The organism is Crossiella sp. S99.2, assembly GCF_023094165.1.
Taxonomy (GTDB): Bacteria; Actinomycetota; Actinomycetes; order Mycobacteriales; family Pseudonocardiaceae; genus Crossiella.
This window is the reverse complement of sequence record NZ_JALMDK010000010.1, coordinates 154,569-171,612: the sequence shown is the minus strand read 5'-3', so window position 1 is coordinate 171,612 and position 17,044 is coordinate 154,569. Positions and strand designations below refer to the sequence as shown.

At 71.1% G+C, this 17,044-nt stretch carries 17 protein-coding genes; 7 read left to right on the top strand and 10 right to left on the bottom strand.

The genetic code is table 11. The features are described 5' to 3' along the window. The first annotated feature begins 5 nt into the window (after positions 1–5). On the top strand, positions 6–1,082 hold the full coding sequence (locus MZC64_RS33380) for a GDSL-type esterase/lipase family protein (protein WP_247763542.1): 1,077 nt from the start codon (positions 6–8) through the stop codon (positions 1,080–1,082). A gap of 71 nt (positions 1,083–1,153) precedes the next feature. On the opposite strand, the gene MZC64_RS33375 is transcribed toward MZC64_RS33380, so the two are convergent. Together MZC64_RS33375 and MZC64_RS33370 are read right to left on the bottom strand one after the other, a co-directional pair. Next, complete coding sequence (locus MZC64_RS33375; protein ID WP_247763541.1) at positions 1,154–1,819, bottom strand: hypothetical protein; 666 nt, start codon at positions 1,817–1,819, stop codon at positions 1,154–1,156. Positions 1,820–1,829: 10 nt separating this feature from the next. Next, positions 1,830–3,077, bottom strand: coding sequence for a multidrug effflux MFS transporter (locus MZC64_RS33370; RefSeq protein ID WP_247763540.1), 1,248 nt, complete (start codon positions 3,075–3,077; stop codon positions 1,830–1,832). A gap of 56 nt (positions 3,078–3,133) precedes the next feature. Here MZC64_RS33370 and MZC64_RS33365 point away from each other — a divergent pair, with 56 nt between their 5' ends. The 4 genes from MZC64_RS33365 (at position 3,134) to MZC64_RS33350 (ending at position 5,517) form a co-directional block, all read left to right on the top strand. Further along, entirely contained in the window at positions 3,134–3,622 is a 489-nt protein-coding gene (locus MZC64_RS33365) for a MarR family winged helix-turn-helix transcriptional regulator (RefSeq protein WP_247763539.1), read from the top strand. Between the two features lie 130 nt (positions 3,623–3,752). Beyond that, positions 3,753–4,700 (top strand): LysR family transcriptional regulator, encoded by a 948-nt coding sequence (locus MZC64_RS33360; RefSeq protein ID WP_247763538.1) that lies wholly within the window; start codon positions 3,753–3,755, stop codon positions 4,698–4,700. Between the two features lie 88 nt (positions 4,701–4,788). Continuing rightward, positions 4,789–5,019, top strand: a complete 231-nt coding sequence (locus MZC64_RS33355) for a hypothetical protein (RefSeq protein WP_185003745.1) — start codon at positions 4,789–4,791, stop codon at positions 5,017–5,019. A 45-nt stretch (positions 5,020–5,064) separates the two neighbouring features. Continuing rightward, on the top strand, positions 5,065–5,517 hold the full coding sequence (locus MZC64_RS33350; RefSeq protein WP_247763537.1) for a flavodoxin family protein: 453 nt from the start codon (positions 5,065–5,067) through the stop codon (positions 5,515–5,517). On the opposite strand, the gene MZC64_RS33345 is transcribed toward MZC64_RS33350, so the two are convergent. Next, positions 5,514–6,476: a GlxA family transcriptional regulator gene (locus MZC64_RS33345; RefSeq protein WP_247763536.1), complete on the bottom strand. Its 963-nt coding sequence runs from the start codon at positions 6,474–6,476 to the stop codon at positions 5,514–5,516. The genes MZC64_RS33350 and MZC64_RS33345 overlap by 4 nt on opposite strands. Before the next feature lie 113 nt (positions 6,477–6,589). Between MZC64_RS33345 and MZC64_RS33340 the strand changes: the two genes are divergently transcribed. Next, positions 6,590–7,228, top strand: coding sequence for an HD domain-containing protein (locus tag MZC64_RS33340; RefSeq protein ID WP_247763535.1), 639 nt, complete (start codon positions 6,590–6,592; stop codon positions 7,226–7,228). Positions 7,229–7,364: 136 nt separating this feature from the next. Next, complete coding sequence (locus tag MZC64_RS33335; RefSeq protein ID WP_247763534.1) at positions 7,365–8,456, top strand: winged helix DNA-binding domain-containing protein; 1,092 nt, start codon at positions 7,365–7,367, stop codon at positions 8,454–8,456. On the opposite strand, the gene menC is transcribed toward MZC64_RS33335, so the two are convergent. The 7 genes from menC to MZC64_RS33300 all read right to left on the bottom strand — a co-directional run bounded on the left by menC (position 8,453) and on the right by MZC64_RS33300 (position 16,915). Beyond that, entirely contained in the window at positions 8,453–9,562 is a 1,110-nt protein-coding gene (gene menC / locus MZC64_RS33330) for an o-succinylbenzoate synthase (protein WP_247763533.1), read from the bottom strand. The genes MZC64_RS33335 and menC overlap by 4 nt on opposite strands. After that, positions 9,559–10,410, bottom strand: coding sequence for a GNAT family N-acetyltransferase (locus tag MZC64_RS33325; RefSeq protein ID WP_247763532.1), 852 nt, complete (start codon positions 10,408–10,410; stop codon positions 9,559–9,561). The genes menC and MZC64_RS33325 overlap by 4 nt, the downstream gene beginning before the upstream one ends. Next, on the bottom strand, positions 10,407–11,495 hold the full coding sequence (locus MZC64_RS33320) for a M20 family metallopeptidase (RefSeq protein ID WP_247763676.1): 1,089 nt from the start codon (positions 11,493–11,495) through the stop codon (positions 10,407–10,409). The genes MZC64_RS33325 and MZC64_RS33320 overlap by 4 nt, the downstream gene beginning before the upstream one ends. Positions 11,496–11,618: 123 nt before the next feature. After that, positions 11,619–12,995, bottom strand: coding sequence for a serine hydrolase (locus MZC64_RS33315; protein ID WP_247763531.1), 1,377 nt, complete (start codon positions 12,993–12,995; stop codon positions 11,619–11,621). 179 nt (positions 12,996–13,174) lie between these two features. Beyond that, positions 13,175–14,755: a CdaR family transcriptional regulator gene (locus MZC64_RS33310; protein WP_247763530.1), complete on the bottom strand. Its 1,581-nt coding sequence runs from the start codon at positions 14,753–14,755 to the stop codon at positions 13,175–13,177. Positions 14,756–14,769: 14 nt separating this feature from the next. Further along, positions 14,770–15,372, bottom strand: a complete 603-nt coding sequence (locus tag MZC64_RS33305) for a methyltransferase domain-containing protein (protein WP_247763529.1) — start codon at positions 15,370–15,372, stop codon at positions 14,770–14,772. A gap of 10 nt (positions 15,373–15,382) precedes the next feature. Further along, on the bottom strand, positions 15,383–16,915 hold the full coding sequence (locus MZC64_RS33300) for an MFS transporter (RefSeq protein WP_247763528.1): 1,533 nt from the start codon (positions 16,913–16,915) through the stop codon (positions 15,383–15,385). Between the last annotated feature and the right edge of the window lie 129 nt (positions 16,916–17,044).

Here is a 17,044-nt window from a genome sequence, read left to right as displayed (position 1 = left end):
TCCTGATGCGTCGTTTGCGTTCCCCACTCCTCGTCCTCGCGCTGGTGATCCCCCTGGTAGGGCTGCTGTTGCTGATCAGCGACGGCCCCGCCCCCCGGCTCCCGGCGCCACCGGAGGACGCGCCCAAGGCCATCGTGGCCCTGGGCGACAGCACGCTGTCCGGGGAAGGCGCCGGCGACTACGAACCGGGCACCGACGGCGACAACGGCACCGGCAACTGGTGCCACCGGTCCACCAAAGCGATGATCAACAAGCTGTCGGTGCCGGATATCGCCACAACGGTCAACCTGGCCTGTTCCGGGGCGCGGGCGGCGAACCTGGTGGACAAGCCGCAGCACAACGAGGGCCCGCAGGTGCCCAAGCTGCTGGAGATCGCCCGGCAGTTCCGGATCGCCGCGATCGTGGTGCAGATCGGCGCCAACGACGAACCCGGGTTCAGCTCGGTGGTCAAGGAATGCGCCGAGGCCTGGTTCAAATCCAGCACGAAGGGCTGTTCCGGACCGCTGACCACGAGCTGGGGCGAGCGGGTGGACAAGATGGTGCCCAAGGTGGCCGCGGCGTTGCGGAAGATCCGTGACGGCATGCGGGAGAACGGGTATCCGGACGCGAGTTACCAACTGGTGGTGCAGTCCTACGCGGCCCCGGTAGGGCGGGCCGTGGTGAGCAGCCTGCGCAACCTGGGCGGCTGCCCGTTCCAGAGCGGGGACCTGGAATGGGTGCAGGACAAGGCCGTTGGCGAACTGGCCGCCGGATTGCGGGCGGCGGCGGCCACCGTGGACGCGCGGTTCCTGGACCTGTCCCGGGCCGGAGCCGGCCGGGAAGCCTGTTCGACCAGCGGGTCCGGCGCCGGGGAGTGGTTCACCCGGTTGACCGTGCGCTGGAAGGACCTCGGCGACGAGCAGCGGTCCGCGCACGCCATCCAGGAGTCCTTCCACCCCAACGCGGCCGGGCACGAGCAGTTCGCCAGCTGCCTGAGCGCCTTCCTGGCCACCACCGACCGGGCCGCGGCCTGTGTGGCCGATCCGGCGAAGAATCTGGTGCCGGTGGCGGGCGCGGCCACCGCGGCGCGGGCGGCGCGCTAGGCCGCGTGTGGTGGGTAGTGGCCGATGAGCGTCAGGCCCGGCGATCGCGGCCAAGGTCCACCCAACACGGCCTAGTACGGCAGGGTCAGGGCTTCCGCGCCGTCGACGTCGGTGCGGATGCGGGCCCAGGAATCGTCGGTGAAGTGCAGTCGCACCTGGCGGGTGGCCGGGCCGACCGCGAGCTGACGACAGCGTTCCACCCGCAGCAGTTCGGTCCGCGGCGCCTCGAACTCGAACTCCAGCACCGCGTCCTCCGGGCGTTCGTGCAGCGGCGGGCGGCCGATGTCCTCCTGCAACCCGCTGGCCACATCGCGCATCAACCGGCCGACCCCGCGCAGCACCTTGCCCACCGAACGCTGCCGCACCAGGCGTTGCGCGGTCGGGCTCACGATCGGTTCAGCCCGGACGGCGGTGTCCCTGATCCGGATCACCGCGATCCGCGCCACGCCCAGCGCCAGCCAGCACGCCTCCGGCGCCTGCACCGCCCGGTACAACCGCACGCCCAGGCTCTCCGGCTGCCGGGCGTGCACCGCCGCGCCGCGACCGGCCGCGATGTCGTCATCGGACCAGGTGGCCGCGCCGGTGGAGCGGGCGACCGGGATGCCGTGCGCGTCCAGGCCTTTGACGTGGAATCTGCCGGCGGGCAGGGCTTCGGCGCAGGCCAGTGCCTTGAGACGTTCGCCGCCGAGCCAGTCCCGTCCGAGCAGCGCGAGAGCCAGGTTGTGGTTCCACTGCACGAATCGGATGCTAGGCGGCGAGGGCCTTCTTGGCGGCGGGACGCGCCACGAAGAAGTACATCGCGAACGCGGCGACACCCATCAGCGCCATCGCGGCGGCCATCGGCACCGCGCTGCCCTGTCCCGCCAGGCCCACCAGCGGCGCGGTGAGTCCGCCGATGACGAACTGCACCGAACCCAGCAACGCCGAGGCCGCGCCGGCCGCCTCGGGGTGGTCGGCCATGGCCAGGGTGGTGGTGGTCGGCAGGATCAGGCCGATGCTGGCGATCATCAGGAACAGCGGGATGAGGAAGCCGATCAGGCCGAGTTCGACGCCGCCGAGGACCGCCACCGCCAGCAACGCCAGCCCGGCCAGGGCGACCACCTGGACGCCGACGCCGAGCAGGGTGCGCGAGTGCACCCGGTGCGCCAGCCTGCCGTTGACCTGGGCCACCGCCACGATGCCGATCGCGTTGACGCCGAAGATGAGGCTGTAGACCTGCGGGGACGCCCCGTACAGCTCCTGGATGACGAACGGCGAGCCGGAGATGTAGGCGAACATCGCGGCCATGGCCAGGCCGGAGGTGAGCACGTAGCCGACGAAGGCCCGGTCCCGCAGCAGGGTGCTGATCGAGCGGAAGGTCTGGGTCAGGCCACCGCCATGCCGCCGTTCGACCGGCAGGGTCTCGCGCAGGCCGAGCAGTCCGGCCAGGAACAGCACCACCGAGAAGGCGGCCAGCACCGCGAAGACACCGTGCCAGTCGGCGATCCTGAGCAGTTGGCCGCCGAGGATCGGAGCCAGGATCGGGGCCAGGCCGGAGATCAGCATCAGGTTGGAGAAGAACCTGGCCGCGGCGGCCCCGGAGTAGAGGTCCCGGACGATCGCGCGGGCGATCACGATCCCGGCCGCGCCCGCCACGCCCTGCAGGAAACGCAGCCCCACGAACAGGCCGATGTTGTCGGCGAACACGCAGGCCACCGAGGTCAGCGCGTACACCGCGAGCCCGCCGAGCAGCGGCCGCCGGCGGCCCAGGATGTCGCTGAGCGGGCCGATCACCAGCTGGCCAAGGGCCAGGCCGATCAGGCAGGCGGTCAGGGTGAGCTGGACCTGGCTGGCGGTGCCGCCCAGGTCGGCGGCGATCTGAGGGAAGGCGGGCAGGTACATGTCGATGGTGAGCGGCCCGAAGGCGGTGCAGCCCCCGAGTAACACCGCCAGGAAGGCGGTGGCCGCCCTGGACCCGGCTGTCGACGGCGGTGCGGCGGTCTGCTCGTCAAGCACGGAAGCTCCCCAGCTCGTTACCTCTGCGAAGGATCTATCCCGGTTAAGATACGGGAATGCCCGCGCCGGGGAAACGTGATTCCGCCCGCTCCACCGACTGCCGAACACAATTGGCCGACGATCTCTTCGCCGTGCTGCCGCGACTGCGGATGGCGGTGCTGCGCAACACCCGGCGGCACTTCCCGCATCCGCCGCTGCCCGAGGCCCAGGCCAACCTGTTGCGCACGGTCGCGGCCCGCCCCGGCCTGACCGTGCGCGAGGCCGCGCAGACCCTGCAACTGGCCGCGAACACGGTGAGCACCCTGGTGGCCGCGCTGGGCGCGGAGGACCTCTTGGAACGGCGGACCTGTCCGAAGGACCGGCGCAGCGCCCGGTTGCACCCGACCGAACTGGCCCTGGGCAGGCTGGCCGAGTTCGACGGGCACCGCCGCCGGGTGGTGGCCGCGGCGATGTCCCGGATGTCCGCAGCCGAACTGGACACCCTCCAGGACGCGTTGCCCGCCTTGGGACGTCTCATCGCCGAACTCGACGACCAGGAGGACTGATTCATGCAAACCGTTGCCACGAAACAGAACTGGCGCTGTCTCGACAACTGAACAAAACAGTATTGGCCAATCACGGCCCTCAGTCGTTTGCGCCTTTCCACCGGGCCGTTCGGGTCCATACGATGGCGGCATGGACCTGGAGGTCCGTCACCTGCGGATGCTGTGCGCGATCGCCGAGGCCGGCAGCATGACCAAGGCGGCCGCGGTGCTCGGGCTGTCCCAACCCACGTTGACCCGCCAGGTGCAGCGGCTGGAACGCTTCATGGGCGGGCCGCTGTTCGTCCGCGAACGCGATGGCGTGCGGCCGACCGCGCTGGGCGAGTTCATCCTGGTCCGCGCCAACTCGGTGCTGCCGGTGCTGGACGGCCTTGGGCCGGCCCGGACCCAGGCCGAGGACGAGGAACTGCGCGAGATCCGCATCGGCGTGCGGCCAGGACCACTGCTGCCGAGCCTGGTGCGCGGTCTGTCCACACTGCACCCCGCCGCCGAACTGCGCACCGAGGAAGGCCCGTCCTCACACGCGGTCGCCGAGGTACTGGACAGCGGACGCCTCGATGTCGCGCTGCTCAACGAGTGCGACGGGTACGAACTGCGCCGCAGGCCCAGCCTGGTCTACCACGTGGTGGTGGTCGAACCGGTGTTCGTCCGGCTCGCCTCCGGCCATCCCCTGGCCGCCCAGTGCGAGGTCAGCCTGGGCGATCTGGCCGGTGAGGACTGGGCCACGCCCTCGCCGTGCGGCAACAACGACGACGAGTCCATCTACGCCGCCTGCGGCCGGGCCGGTTTCGTGCCGCGCATCCGGCACCGGGTGGACCTGCCGCAGGCCGATGAGCTGGTCCGCAGCCAGCAGGCGGTGCTGTTGTGCCCGCCGCTGTCGGATCCGCCCGGCGGCACGGTGAACCGGCCGTTGCGGGACACCCCGCTGCGCACCACCCGGCTGCTGGTGCACCACCGCGAGGGCGCGATCGCCCGCCAGTCCGACAAACTGCAGCGTTTCCTGGCCGAGGACTACGCCGAGCAGGTCGAGTACCACCCCGTCTACGCCTACTGGCTGGACCGGCACGGCTCGCTGTCCTGAAGGTTAAGGACAGGTGGCGGGGGGCATACGCGGAAGCTATGGCCTGCTGACATTACCCAACAGTTGTGATTTGGCGCACTGTACTGTTATGTCACCTCGCTACTGGGACCTCAAACGGCAGATCGAGGACTACCGGCACGTGGCCAGGCAGCTCCCCCTGTATCAGCCGGACAATGACACTGACCTGCACTACTTCCGCCAGTTCGGCGGCCCCCTGGCCGCCCCTAGCCCGTTCGACTCGCTGTTCCTGAACCGGACCGCGCAGGCGCTGGCGCGCCCGCTGGCGTTGCGGGATCTGACGCACGGCGCCCCTGGTTGACCTTGGCTGGCGACCGCCCTCGCCACCTGACAGGGTGAGTGGACGATGCCGACCCTGCTGATCGTCCACCACACCCCCTCCCCGGCCACCCAGGCAATGCTGGAGGCGGTGGTCTCCGGCGCGTCCACCGAGGACCTGGACGGCATCGACGTGCAGGTCCGCCCGGCTTTGACCGCCTCGCCGGTGGACCTGCTGACCGCGGACGGCTGCCTGCTGGGCACGCCGGCGAACATCGGTTACATGAGCGGCGCGCTCAAGCATTTCTTCGACACCGTCTACTACCCCTGCCTCTCGGCGACCATCGGCCGGCCTTATGGCCTCTATGTGCATGGCAATGAAGGCGTGGAGGGCGCGGTGCGCGCGGTGGAGTCCATCGCGACCGGCCTGAAGTGGCGCAAGGCGTTCCCACCGGTGACCGTGCTGGGTCAGCCGGGCAAGGACGACCTGGCCGCCTGCTGGGAGCTGGGCGCGACGGTGGCCGCCAGCCTGCTCGACTAGTCCCGGCGGAATCTCGCCCGGTAGCTGCCCGGGGTCACGCCGGTCTCCCGGTGGAAGGCCCGCCGCAACGTCTCCGCCGAACCGAACCCGGCCCGCCGCGCGACCACATCCAGGTGGTCGGCGGTGTTTTCCAGGTGGTGCCGGGCCGCTTCGACCCGGACCCGCTCGACGTAGTGCGCCGGGGTGGTGTCCAGTTCCTCGCGGAAGAGCCGGGTGAGGTGCCGTCCGCTCATCCCGGCCCTGGCGGCCAGCTCCGCGAGGGAATGCTCGCCGGCCGGGTCGGCGACCACGGTGTCCAGCAGCCGCCGCAGTCCCTCGGTGCGTGGACGGCCCGCTCGTTCGCGCGCGCTGAACTGGGATTGCCCGCCCGGGCGTTGCAGGAAGACCACCAGGTACTTGGCCACCAGGCGCGCGATCTCCACGCCGAGGTCCTCCTCGACCAGGGACAGCGCCAGGTCGATGCCGGAGGTGACCCCGGCGGAGGTGTACACCGGCCCGTCCCGGACGAAGATGGCGTCCGCGTCGACCTGCACGGCCGGGAAGCGCCGGGCCAGCGCGTCGGCGAGGTCCCAGTGCGTGGTGGCCCGCCTGCCGTCCAGGAGTCCGGCCGCGGCCAGCACGAACGCGCCGCCGCAGACCGAGGCGGTGCGCCGGGCCTGGGCGGACAGGCGCCGGATGTGCCCGAGGAAGTCCGCGTCGCTGATGGTGCGCGCCCAGTCCGGGCCGCCGGGCACCAGCAGGGTCGCGCCGTGCGCGTCGGCGGCGGCCAGGTCCAGGTCGGCGCCGAGCCGGGAGGCGGTGTTGGCCCGGATGTCCGCGCCGCCGGGCGAGGCCAGCAGCAGCCGGTAGTCCGCGCCGTGTTCGTTGGCCACCGCGAACACTTCCAGGGGGCCGGTGACATCGAGCAGGCGGACGCCGTCGTAGAGCACGACGAGCACGGTGCGGGGCGGGGCTGGCACGTCCACAGTATGTCCGGATCCGAGGGGTTCGCGTCCAGATCGCGCACCCCGCCGCACCCGTCCGAATGACAGCCTGAAGCGGTCGGATTCCTTCCAGCACAACGGAGAACACCGTGCCCGCCACCCTGCACGAGATCGTCGTCCCGGACAGCGCGCTGGCCAGGGAGGCCACCGAACTCGTCCGCGACCTCACCGACGACTTGCTCTACCACCACTCCCGCCGGGTCTACTACTTCGGCGCGTTGCGCGGGCGGCACCGCGGCCTGACCGTGGATCCGGAACTGCTCTACGTGGGCGCGATGTTCCACGATCTCGGCCTCACCCCGCGGCACGCCGGGTCGACGCAGCGGTTCGAGATCGACGGCGCGGACGACGCGGCCGAGTTCCTGCGCCGCCACGGCCTGCCCGAGCAGGCGGTGACCACGGTGTGGACCGCGATCGCGCTGCACACCACGCCGGAGATCCCGCACCACCTGGCGCCGGAGATCGCGTTGGTGCTCGCGGGGGTGGAGGTCGACGTGATGGGGCTGGCCTTCGACGAGATGACCAATGCCGATCGGGAAGCGGTGGTGGCCGAGCATCCGCGACCGGACTTCAAACGCCGTATTCTGGAAGCGTTCCACCGTGGACTGGCGCACCGGCAGGCCACCACCTTCGGCACTATCAAGGCAGACGTGGAGGCCCGCTTCGATCCCGGCTTCGTCCGGATCGACTTCACCGAGGGCGTGCTCGCCTCGCCGTGGCCGGAATGAACCGGGCATGAGCCTTGCCCGAGTGGACAACCGACGACCGGACGGGCCAGCGGACTACTCATCAAACGGGTAACATCCTCGCGTTGTTGCCCGGTTTGTCCCCGATGCCAGCCGGGAACGTGATGAGCTGGCCGGTATGGACATCGTGACCCGTGGCCGGCTCAACCGGGCGACGCTCGCGCGTCAGCACCTCCTGAGCAGGGACCAGGTCTCCGCGGTCGATCTCGTCGAGCGGCTGTGCGGGATCCAGGCTCAGGAGGCCAGACCGCCGTTCGTGGCGTTGTGGACGCGCATCGCCGATTTCAGCAAGCCGGACCTGCACACCGCCTTGCACGAGCGCACGATCGTCCGGGCCACCCTGCTGCGCGGCACCCTGCACCTGATGAGCGCGGCCGACTTCCTCCGGTTCCGGCACACCCTGCAGCCGATGCTGACCGCCTCGCTGCGAGTGCTGGGTTCCCGGGCCAACGGCCTGGACCTGGACCGGTTGCTGCCCACCGCGCGGGCGATCCTGGCCACCGCGCCGCGCACCTTCACCGAGCTGCGCCCGCTGCTGCAGGAGGCGTTCCCCGCGGTGAACGACCGGGCGCTGGGCTACGCGGTGCGCACCCAGCTGCCGCTGGTGATGCGGCCGACCCAGGACCGCTGGTCCTTCCCGACCGTGGCCGCCTTCACCCTGGCCGACGAATGGCTGCCCGAACCACTGTCCACTGTGGACGCCACCGATCAGCTCGCGCTGCGTTACCTCGGCGCGTTCGGTCCGGCTTCCGCGCAGGACTTCCAGACCTGGTCCGGGCTGGGCGAGGGCAAGCAGATCATGGAGCGACTACGGCACAAGCTGGAGGTCTTCCAGGACGAGTCCGGGCGGGAGCTGTTCGACCTGCCCGAGGCCCCTCGCCCGGAGGAGGACGTGCCCGCGCCAGTGCGCTACCTGCCGGAGTTCGACAACCTGGTGCTGGCGCACAGCGACCGCACCCGGGTGCTCGCCGACAACCACCGGGGCGAGGTGGTGACGAAGAACCTCCGGGTGCGGGCCACCTTCCTGGTGGACGGCTATGTGCGCGGGGTGTGGGAGACCACCCGCAAGAAGGACAAGGCGATCCTGACCCTGCGGCCGTTCCTGCCGCTGTCCCGCCCGGTCCTGGACGACCTGGTCGAGGAGGGTGAGGCGTTGCTGCGCTTCCAGGAGCCGGACGCGGGCACGGTCGAGGTGACCGTCGCGCCCTAAGGGCTCTTGATCCAGGTGGTCTCGGTGGTGAACTCGGCCAGCGCGTCGGGCAGCGGGGTGACGCCGATGCCCGGTTCGGTCGGCACCGCCAGGTGGCCGCCGACCAGGTCGAACGGCTCGGTGAGGTCGGTGCGGTAGTAGCGGTGCGAGGCCGAGGTGTCCCCGGGCAGGGTGCAGCCGGGCAGCGCGGCGAAGGCGACGTTGGCGGCACGGCCGATACCGGTCTCCAGCATGCCGCCGCACCAGGCCGCCACCCCGTGCGCCTGGCACAGGTCGTGGATGCGCCGGGATTCCAGGTAGCCGCCGACCCGCCCGGGTTTGATGTTGATCACCGAGCAGGCGCCGAGGGTGATGGCGTCCGCGGCGGCCTGGGCGGAGGTGATGGACTCGTCCAGGCAGATCGGGGTGCGCAGCCGGGTGGCGAGTTGTGCGTGCTGGCGCAGATCCTCCTCGCCGAGGGGCTGTTCGATCAGCAGCAGCCCGAAGTTGTCCAATGTGGACAGATGGCGGGCGTCGGCGAGGGTGTAGGCGGTGTTGGCGTCCACCTGGAGCAGCAGCTCGTCGCCGAAGCGTTCGCGCACCGCGGCCACCGGGGCGACGTCCCAGCCGGGCTCGATCTTGAGCTTGATCCGCAGGTAGCCCTCGGCCAGGTAACCGTCCACCGCGTCCAGGAGTTCCGGGATGGAGTCCATGATGCCGACCGAGACCCCGGAGGGGACGCGGGTTTTGGTGGCGCCGAGGTGGCGGGCGAGGGAGACGCCGCGGGCGCGCAGTTCGGCGTCCAGCACGGCGGTTTCCAGGGCTGCCTTGGCCATCCGGTGGCCCTTGAACCGGTGCAGGGCGGGGGCGACCTGGTTCGCCTCGACCTCGGCCAGGCCCAGGATCGCGGGCAGGAACCAGGTTGTCAGCACCTGCTCGGCCCCGGCCAGGTATTCCGGCGAGTAGACGGGTTCGGCCAGTGCCACGCATTCGGCCCAGCCCTCGGATTCCGGGGTGACCACCCGGAGCAGCAGCAGCTCGCGATGGGTCTCGGTGCCGAAGGAGGTGCGGAACGGGCTCACCAGCGGCAGCCGCAGCCTGCGCAGCTCGACTCCGGTGATCTTCATGCGAGGTCCTTCCTGGACACGACGTAGGAACCGCTGCGGAGGAAGCCGGTCACGGCGGCGCCGCGCTCCAGCAGGTCGCCGAGACTGTCGCGGACGGCGAAGCGCCATTCGGCGGCGAGCACGGAGTCCTTGCCGCGCAAGGACTCCACATCGGCGGGCACCGCGACGAGCACGGTCTCCGCGTCCGTCTCCCGCCGCATCGGGCGACCGTCCACATCGGATAGCAGCGGCTGCGCGGCGGCGAGGTCGGGGGTGAGGCCGTGCCCGGCGCAGGCGGCGGCGACGGCGGGATCGGCCAGCCGCCAGGCGACCATGATCCGGTCGCTGGGCCCGGAATCGTTGATGGCATCGGCCATCGGGCCGTAGAAGTCGGGCAGGTACTCCGCGGGCAGCGCGGCCAGTTTGGCCAGGTTGAAGAAGGCGTTGCGGCGGACCAGGGGATCGAAGGTCCAGGTGATCGTGTCCAGGCCGCGGACCAGGGCCCAGGCCCGCTGGTGCAGTTTGAGGGCGTAGCCGACCGAGCGGCCCTGGGCCTGGCCGGACACCCCGGCGATGTGCGAGTGCAGGGTGCGCCCGATCGGCGCGGAGAGGAAACCGGCGCTGGCCCCGACGAGCTGGTCCGCGCTGAACGCGCCGGCGACGTAGCCACCGGCGTGTTCGAGCACCCGCATCAGCTCGACGGTCATCGGCTCGCCGCCGGGTTTGGCCCGCCAGATGTCCTGGAAGAGCTGGAAGGTGCGTTGCAGGTCGGCGAGTTCGGCCAGTTCGGCGATCTCGATGCCCGCGGCGTGCGCGGCGGCCATGGCGTCCCGCTGCGCGGTCTCCAGCACGGCGTCGTCGGTGATCATCGTACCGTCCGCACATCCTGGACCAGGGCGGCGAGCAGCGCGGTGCGCTGCGGGATGTGCGCGGTGAGCACGTGTTCGTGTTCGGCGTGCGCGCCGTTGCCGACCGCGCCGAGCCCGTCCAGGGTGGGCACGCCGATGCCCGCGGTGAAGTTGCCGTCCGAGGCCCCGCCGACCGCGGCCGAGGTCAGCGGCGGCAATCCGAGTTCGGCGCCGAGCCGGACGGCGCGGGCGTAGAGGTCGGCGGAGAGGCGGGCTTCCATCGGCGGCCGGTTCGGGGTGCCGTCCGGTTCGAGCTTGATCCCGGGCAGCACCGGGGTGAGCGCGCGGATGGCGGCGTCGACGCGCTGCTGTTCGGCGATGGTGCGGGCGCGCACGTCGACGTGCACGATCGCCTCGGCCGGCACGGTGTTGGTGGTGGTGCCGGCCGACATCACGGTGGGCACCACGGTGGTGCCCAGTTCCGGGTCGCCGAGCGCGGCGATGGCGAGCACCTGGTGGGCCAGTTCGACACCCGCGTTGATCCCGAGTTCGGGCTCCAGTCCGGCGTGCGCGGCCCGCCCGGTGATGGCCACCTCGTACTTGCCCGCGCCCTTGCGTTCGGTCTTGATCGCGCCGTCGTTGGCGCTGGCCTCCAGCACGAACACCGCGGCGCAGTCCCGCGCGGTCTCCTCGATCAGCCCGCGGGAGCTGAACGAGCCCAGCTCCTCATCCCCGGTGACCAGCATGGCCACCCCGTCCAGGGACGGCAGCCAGGACAGCGCGTGGAAGGCCTGAACGAGGCCCGTCTTCATGTCGAAGCAGCCGGGCCCGCGCAGCACGCCGTCGGTGACCGAGAACGGGATGCGCGCCAGGGTGCCGATCGGCCACACCGTGTCGTGGTGGGCCAGCACCAGCACCTCCGGCCGCTCGCCGAAGACCCAGCGCAGGTGGGTGACCCCGTCCCGCACCAGCCGTTCCGGCACCGCCCCCAGCAGACGCCTGCCCAGCTCGCCCACCACATCCGCGGACCTGGCCACCGCGGCCAGGTCCGCCGAGGGCGACTCACAGCTCACCACCTCGCCGATGTCCTCAAGCAGGGCGGGCAGGGCCGAGTTCGCGCGCTGGAGCAGTTCGGAGGTCACCCGGACAGTCTGCGAGATGACGGCCCGGGATTCCTCATCCGCCCCGACGAGTTGCGGCCGGTTTTTCGTCCGACCGGACAAACCGGCTCAGACCGGCACCTCGATCCGGGTGGCGGCCCGGCTGTTGTGCAGGAACCGAGCGGGCCGCCCCGGCTCGCCAAGGGGCACCAGCACCATGTGCACCGCGCCCCGCTGCGGTTCCTTGGTGATCAGCGAGCCCGCGGTGTGCCCGACCAGCTCCACCGCCGCCGGTTCCGGCAGCAGCATCCTGGCCTCCTCGGTGAGCGGCACCATGGTCAGCCAGCACCGCCCGTCCGCGTCCACGGCGACCTCGTACCGGACCATGACCGCGTCGTAGTGCCCCACCACCCGGTCCGCCTCGATCGCGACCGGCTGCACCGGCGGCACCGGCGGCGCGGGCAGTGCGGCCTCACCCAGCTCGGCGATCAACGGCACCACCAGATCCTGGTACAGCGACAGCGGATCCCCGCCGTTGGTGAGCAACGCGACCGCCACCCCCGCCACTGGCACCACCCGCAGGAACGCACTCTGGCCAATGGTCCCGCCATCGTGCCCGGCGACCAGGTTGCCCGCGCCCTGCCAGAGCCCCCAGCCCAGCCCGTAGTGGCTGGGCATCAGCCCCACATCGGGCACCGGGACCTCCGGCGACAGCATCGCCGAAACACTGTCCGCGCCCAGCACTCCTTCCCGCCCACCCTCGACGTACACCCGGGCGAACTCCACCAGATCCGCCGCCCGCATGCTCAGCAACGAACCCGCGGGCGCCGAGGAGGCCGCCAGCGCCCAGACCGGCGCCGGCACCGGCGGTTCACCAGGCAGATGCCCCAGGGCGGCCCGGTACCGGATGGCTTCCCCCGCGTCGGTGGCCGTGTGGGTGAGCCCCAGCGGGACGATCAGATGCTCCCGCAGCGCCTGGTTGAACGACTTCCCCCGCAACACCTCGACCAGCCGGCCGAGCACCACGTACCCGGCGTTGTTGTAGGAGAACTGCTCCCCCGCCGGGAAGAGCTGCCCCGCATCGCCCAGCGTCGCCACGAACTTCTCGATCGCGTCGGCCCCGCTCCCGGTGTCCCGGAACAGATCCCCGGCGAACCCGGCGGTGTGGTCGAGCAACTGCCGCGTGGTGACCGCGGCCGCCACCGCCTCCTCCGCCAGCACCAGCTCTGGGAGGTACTCCCGCACCGGCCGATCCAGCTCCAGCAACCCCTCATCCACCAGCTGCATCACCAGCGTCGCGGTCCACAACTTGGTGATCGACCCAATCTGGAACACCGCATCAGTCGTAGCCACCACCCCCGTCCCCAGGTTGACCACCCCCGCGGCGGCCGAGGCAACCTCCCCGTCCACCAGCACCGCGACCTGCGCCCCCGGCACCCCATGCTTCCCAACCAGCTCGGGCAACAGCTCCTGAAGCCGGCCCCGCACCTCGTCAATACGGCTCATACCCCCACCTTACCGTACTTAGTACGCCAAGGTGAGGGCGAGTGTTGGCCGTTGTCGTACGCCGAGTTGGCCCAACTGGTACGCCAGTTTGGGCAAACCGGGCGTACGACTTGGGCCAACTCGTGCCACAACGGCCAACGTGCCGTACAACAATGGCCAACACTCGGGTCGAATGGGAATTACAGCTCGCGCAGTTGAAGCTGAAGATGCGCGCCAAGCCGAGCCCGCGAATCCCCAAAATCCAACCCACTGATCTCAGCCAACCGCCGAATCCGATACCGGAAAGTATTCGGATGCACGTGAATCCGCCGCGCCGCCGCCGACACATCCCCAAACGAATCCAGATAGGCGCCCAGCGTCAGCACGAACTCAGTCCCGTGTTCAGCATCGTGCGCGAGCAACACCGCCACCGGCCCCAGCACCGGATAGCGATCCACGGCAAGCTGATCAGCCAGCCGGGTCAGCATCAGCTCGACATGCACATCCGCCAGCCGCGCCACCGGCCCAGCCCGCCGGGTATGGGCGAGTGCCCGCAGCACCGCATCGGCGTCCCGGCGAGACCGGGGCACCTCCGGCCACCCCGCCACCACCCGCCCTATACCAATGCGCACCGCGTCTTTGGTGCCGGTTCTGGCCAGGAAGTCCTCGGCTATCCGGGCGGCCGCGCCATCCGCCGGCACGGGTAGCAGGCCATAGACCACTCCGCCCTGCGGCGCCGCCGCCGTCGGCCGGGCGACCGTGGTCCGCAGGTGCAGCGACAACGCATCGCACAACCGCTGCGTCGCGGCCTCCTGCTCGGCCTGGCCGCCTTCCGCGCGCGCCCGCGCCGCGAGCACGCACAACGACTCCCCCGCCACCCCCAGCCGATTGGCCGCCTCAGCCGCGTCCGGACCACCCTCCAGCACGGTGGCCAGCAGATCCGCCCGCAACCGCCGCTGCACATCAGCACCAGCTCGCTGGCGCATCAGATGCAGGGCAACGATCTTCGCGGCGTCAGCGAGGGCGGTAGCGCGAGCCGGACTGAGCGGACTCCGGATGGCAGCCCAGATCGACCCCAGGATCTCCTCCCCCGCCCGAACCGCGATCGCCGCCCGCGGAATGGTGTCCCCACCCAGGTCAACGTGCACCGGCCCGGCACTGCGGTACACCTCGCGGAACACCCCCTGCGCCCGCAGCTCCCGTTGCAGCTCCTCGGGCACCTGACGCCCCAGCACGGTCGCCACCCGCCCGGGATCGGTGGTGTCCTGCCCCTCGGAGTACGCCAGCACCCGGGACGACCGATCCTCGATCACCACCGGCGCGTCCAGCAACGCGGCGATCGCGTTGGCCAGCGCGAACAGGTCATTGCCCAGCGGCAGCGCCCCGTCGGGCAACGCGGTCTCGTCCGCGGCCAGCCGGGACTGGAGCAGGGCGAGCACATGCGACCAGGACGCGGCCGCGCTGACCTCCAGCACCGCCACGCCCGCGGCCTCCGCGGCTACCCGCACCGCCTCGCTGACCGGCGCCGGAGCCTTGACCAGCAACGCCGCTGCCCCCAGCCCGCCAAGCTCGGTCAGCAACCCGGCCACCCGCTCCGGCTCACGCAGCCCAACGCCGAGCAGCAGCGCGCCAGGCGCCAGGTCGAGCGGCTCGGCGGGGTCGTGGATGACGGGGGCGCCCGCCACCGCCTCCGGCCTGCCGGGCAGGACCGGGGTGAGCACGGTGCTGCCCAGGTCGGCCAGCACGTGGTCGAGGCGGTTGCGGACTTCCCGGTCGGCCATGACGGCCGATCATGTCACGCGGCGGCCTTGCGGTAGGCCAGGCGCAGGTTCTGCGGACCCTTGCTGGCGTTCTCCCTGGTCAGCAGCGTGTCGATGAGGGTCTGCACCGGCTTGCGCCGCTTGTGCAGGATCACCGGCCGCCAGACGAAGGCGACGAACTGGCCGCCGGGCCGCAGCACCCGGACCGCCTCACGCACCGCTGCCAGGGGGTCGGGCACCTCTTCCAGGCTGTAGGTGAAGAAGATGGTGTCCACGCTGTCATCGGCGAAGGGCAGCTTGCACCCGTCCCCGGCCACCAGCACCAGTTCCGCGCCAGGCTGACCGGCGTGCTTGTCGGCCAGCTTCTTCTGCGCGCCCGCGGCCGGGTCCAGCCCGATCAGCCGGTTGTCCGCGCCCAGGTGGTTGCGCAGCGCGGTGGTGAAGAAACCGCCGCCGCTGCCGATCTCCACGGTGGTGCCGCCTGGCTTGCGCTGCACCCATTTTCCGACATCCCGGCTGGGCAGGTCCCAGCCCAGCACGAACCGCAGCACGGGGTGGCTGATCAGCCGGTACAGCACGGCGGGGGTGCGCCAGCCCTTGCGGACCTGGACGTCGGATTCGGTGGCAGTGGGGGTCACAGCTTCTCTCTCAGTCGTGTCCGACGGACTTGATGACCTGCCGGGGCAGCAGGCGGGAGGCGACGATGGCGGCCAGGGTCAGCACCACGGCGGCGATCACCAGGGTCACCGTGAGCCCGTCCACGAAAGCCTGCCGGGCGGCGGCCAGCAGCGCCTCACCGGCCGGTCCGCCGAGTTCGCGACCGGCCCGGTCGGCCTCGGACATGGACTGTCTGGCCACGTCCAGCACCCCGCCGGGCACGCCGGGCACGGCGCCCAGGTGCGCGGTGTAGACGGCGGTCATCACGCTGCCGACGATGGCGGTGCCCAGTCCGGTGCCCAGTTCGTACCCGGTCTCCTCCACCGCGGCGGCCGCGCCGGCCTGGGCAGGCGGCGCGGAGGCCAGCAGCGCGTCGGAGGAGGCGGTGAACGCGGCCGAGACGCCCAGGCCGACGCCGAGCAGGCAGGGCACCAGCAGCAACGGGTGATCCGCGGTGTCCAGCCAGAACCCGGCCGGGACCAGCGCGATCGCGGTGATGGTGAAGCCGCCCGCGGTGACCACGCTGGTGGAGAAGCGTTGCAGCAGCGGCGCGGCGAGCAGGCCACCGGCGATGGCCGCGAGCATGGCGGGCATCAGCCGCACCCCGGCTTCCAGGGGCCCGAGTTGCAGCACGTATTGCAGGTACTGGGAGAAGGTCAGGCCGAGTCCGGCCAGCGAACTCATCACCAGGACCACGCAGGCGACCGCGGTGCTGAAGGTGGCGTTGCGGAACATCCGCATGTCCAGCAACGGCTTGGTCATGGAGAGCTGCCTGCGGACGAACCAGACCAGCATGAGCACGCCGCCGATGCCGGTGGCCAGCGCGATCGGGTCGAGCACGCCGTGGTGCCCGGCCTGCTTGATGCCGTAGGCGATGCCGAGCACGCCGAGCGCGGAGAGCACCGCGGAGAGGATGTCCCAGCGGCCCTTGTCCGGGTCGGCCGACTCGGGCACCAGCCACAGCGCCAGCGGGATGGTGATCAGCATGACCGGCACGTTGATCAGGAAGGCCGCGTGCCAGCTGAAGAACTCCACCAGCACCCCGCCCAGCAGCGGGCCGAGCGCCGCGCCGGAGGCGGCGACCGCGCTCCACACGCCGATGGCGAACTGGCGTTCCTTGCGGTCGGGGAAGATGTGCCGCAGCACGGACAGGGTGGCGGGCATGATCATCGCGCCGCCGATGCCGAGCCCGGCGCGGGCGGCGATCAGCATGCCGGTGGTGGTGGCCAGCGCGGCCGCGATCGAGGCGGCGCCGAAGACCAGGTAGCCGAACATCAGGATGCGGCGGCGCCCGTACCGGTCGCCCAGGGTGCCGAAGGCGATCAGCAGCGGCGCGGCCAGCAGCGAGTAGATGTCGATGATCCAGAGCAGCCCGACCGGGCCGGGTTTGAGATCGGCCGCGAGCGAGGGGACCGCGGTGTGCAGCACGGTGGCGTCCACCGCGACCAGCAGCAGGCTCACCGACAACACGGTGAGCACGGCCCAGCGCCGACGCGAGACGACCGCCGAGGGTGCGGTGTCCATCGGGTCTTCCTCCCCTGCTCGCCACCGGGGACACTCCCCCGGCGCGGCACCGACCCTAACCGAGCTTCAGCCAGGCTTCAGGTCTGCCCCGTACTTGGAAAACTTACGTTGAACCAACGCGTGACGCGG

Bases quoted from the DNA above. Each gene is read 5' to 3' on its own strand.
- MZC64_RS33380 (WP_247763542.1), top strand. From the start codon at position 6: ATGCGTCGTTTGCGTTCCCCACTCCTCGTCCTCGCGCTGGTGATCCCC.
- MZC64_RS33365 (WP_247763539.1), top strand. From the start codon at position 3,134: ATGCCCGCGCCGGGGAAACGTGATTCCGCCCGCTCCACCGACTGCCGA.
- MZC64_RS33360 (WP_247763538.1), top strand. From the start codon at position 3,753: ATGGACCTGGAGGTCCGTCACCTGCGGATGCTGTGCGCGATCGCCGAG.
- MZC64_RS33355 (WP_185003745.1), top strand. From the start codon at position 4,789: ATGTCACCTCGCTACTGGGACCTCAAACGGCAGATCGAGGACTACCGG.
- MZC64_RS33350 (WP_247763537.1), top strand. From the start codon at position 5,065: ATGCCGACCCTGCTGATCGTCCACCACACCCCCTCCCCGGCCACCCAG.
- MZC64_RS33335 (WP_247763534.1), top strand. From the start codon at position 7,365: ATGGACATCGTGACCCGTGGCCGGCTCAACCGGGCGACGCTCGCGCGT.
- menC (WP_247763533.1), bottom strand. From the start codon at position 9,562: ATGAAGATCACCGGAGTCGAGCTGCGCAGGCTGCGGCTGCCGCTGGTG.
- MZC64_RS33325 (WP_247763532.1), bottom strand. From the start codon at position 10,410: ATGATCACCGACGACGCCGTGCTGGAGACCGCGCAGCGGGACGCCATG.
- MZC64_RS33315 (WP_247763531.1), bottom strand. From the start codon at position 12,995: ATGAGCCGTATTGACGAGGTGCGGGGCCGGCTTCAGGAGCTGTTGCCC.
- MZC64_RS33310 (WP_247763530.1), bottom strand. From the start codon at position 14,755: ATGGCCGACCGGGAAGTCCGCAACCGCCTCGACCACGTGCTGGCCGAC.
- MZC64_RS33300 (WP_247763528.1), bottom strand. From the start codon at position 16,915: ATGGACACCGCACCCTCGGCGGTCGTCTCGCGTCGGCGCTGGGCCGTG.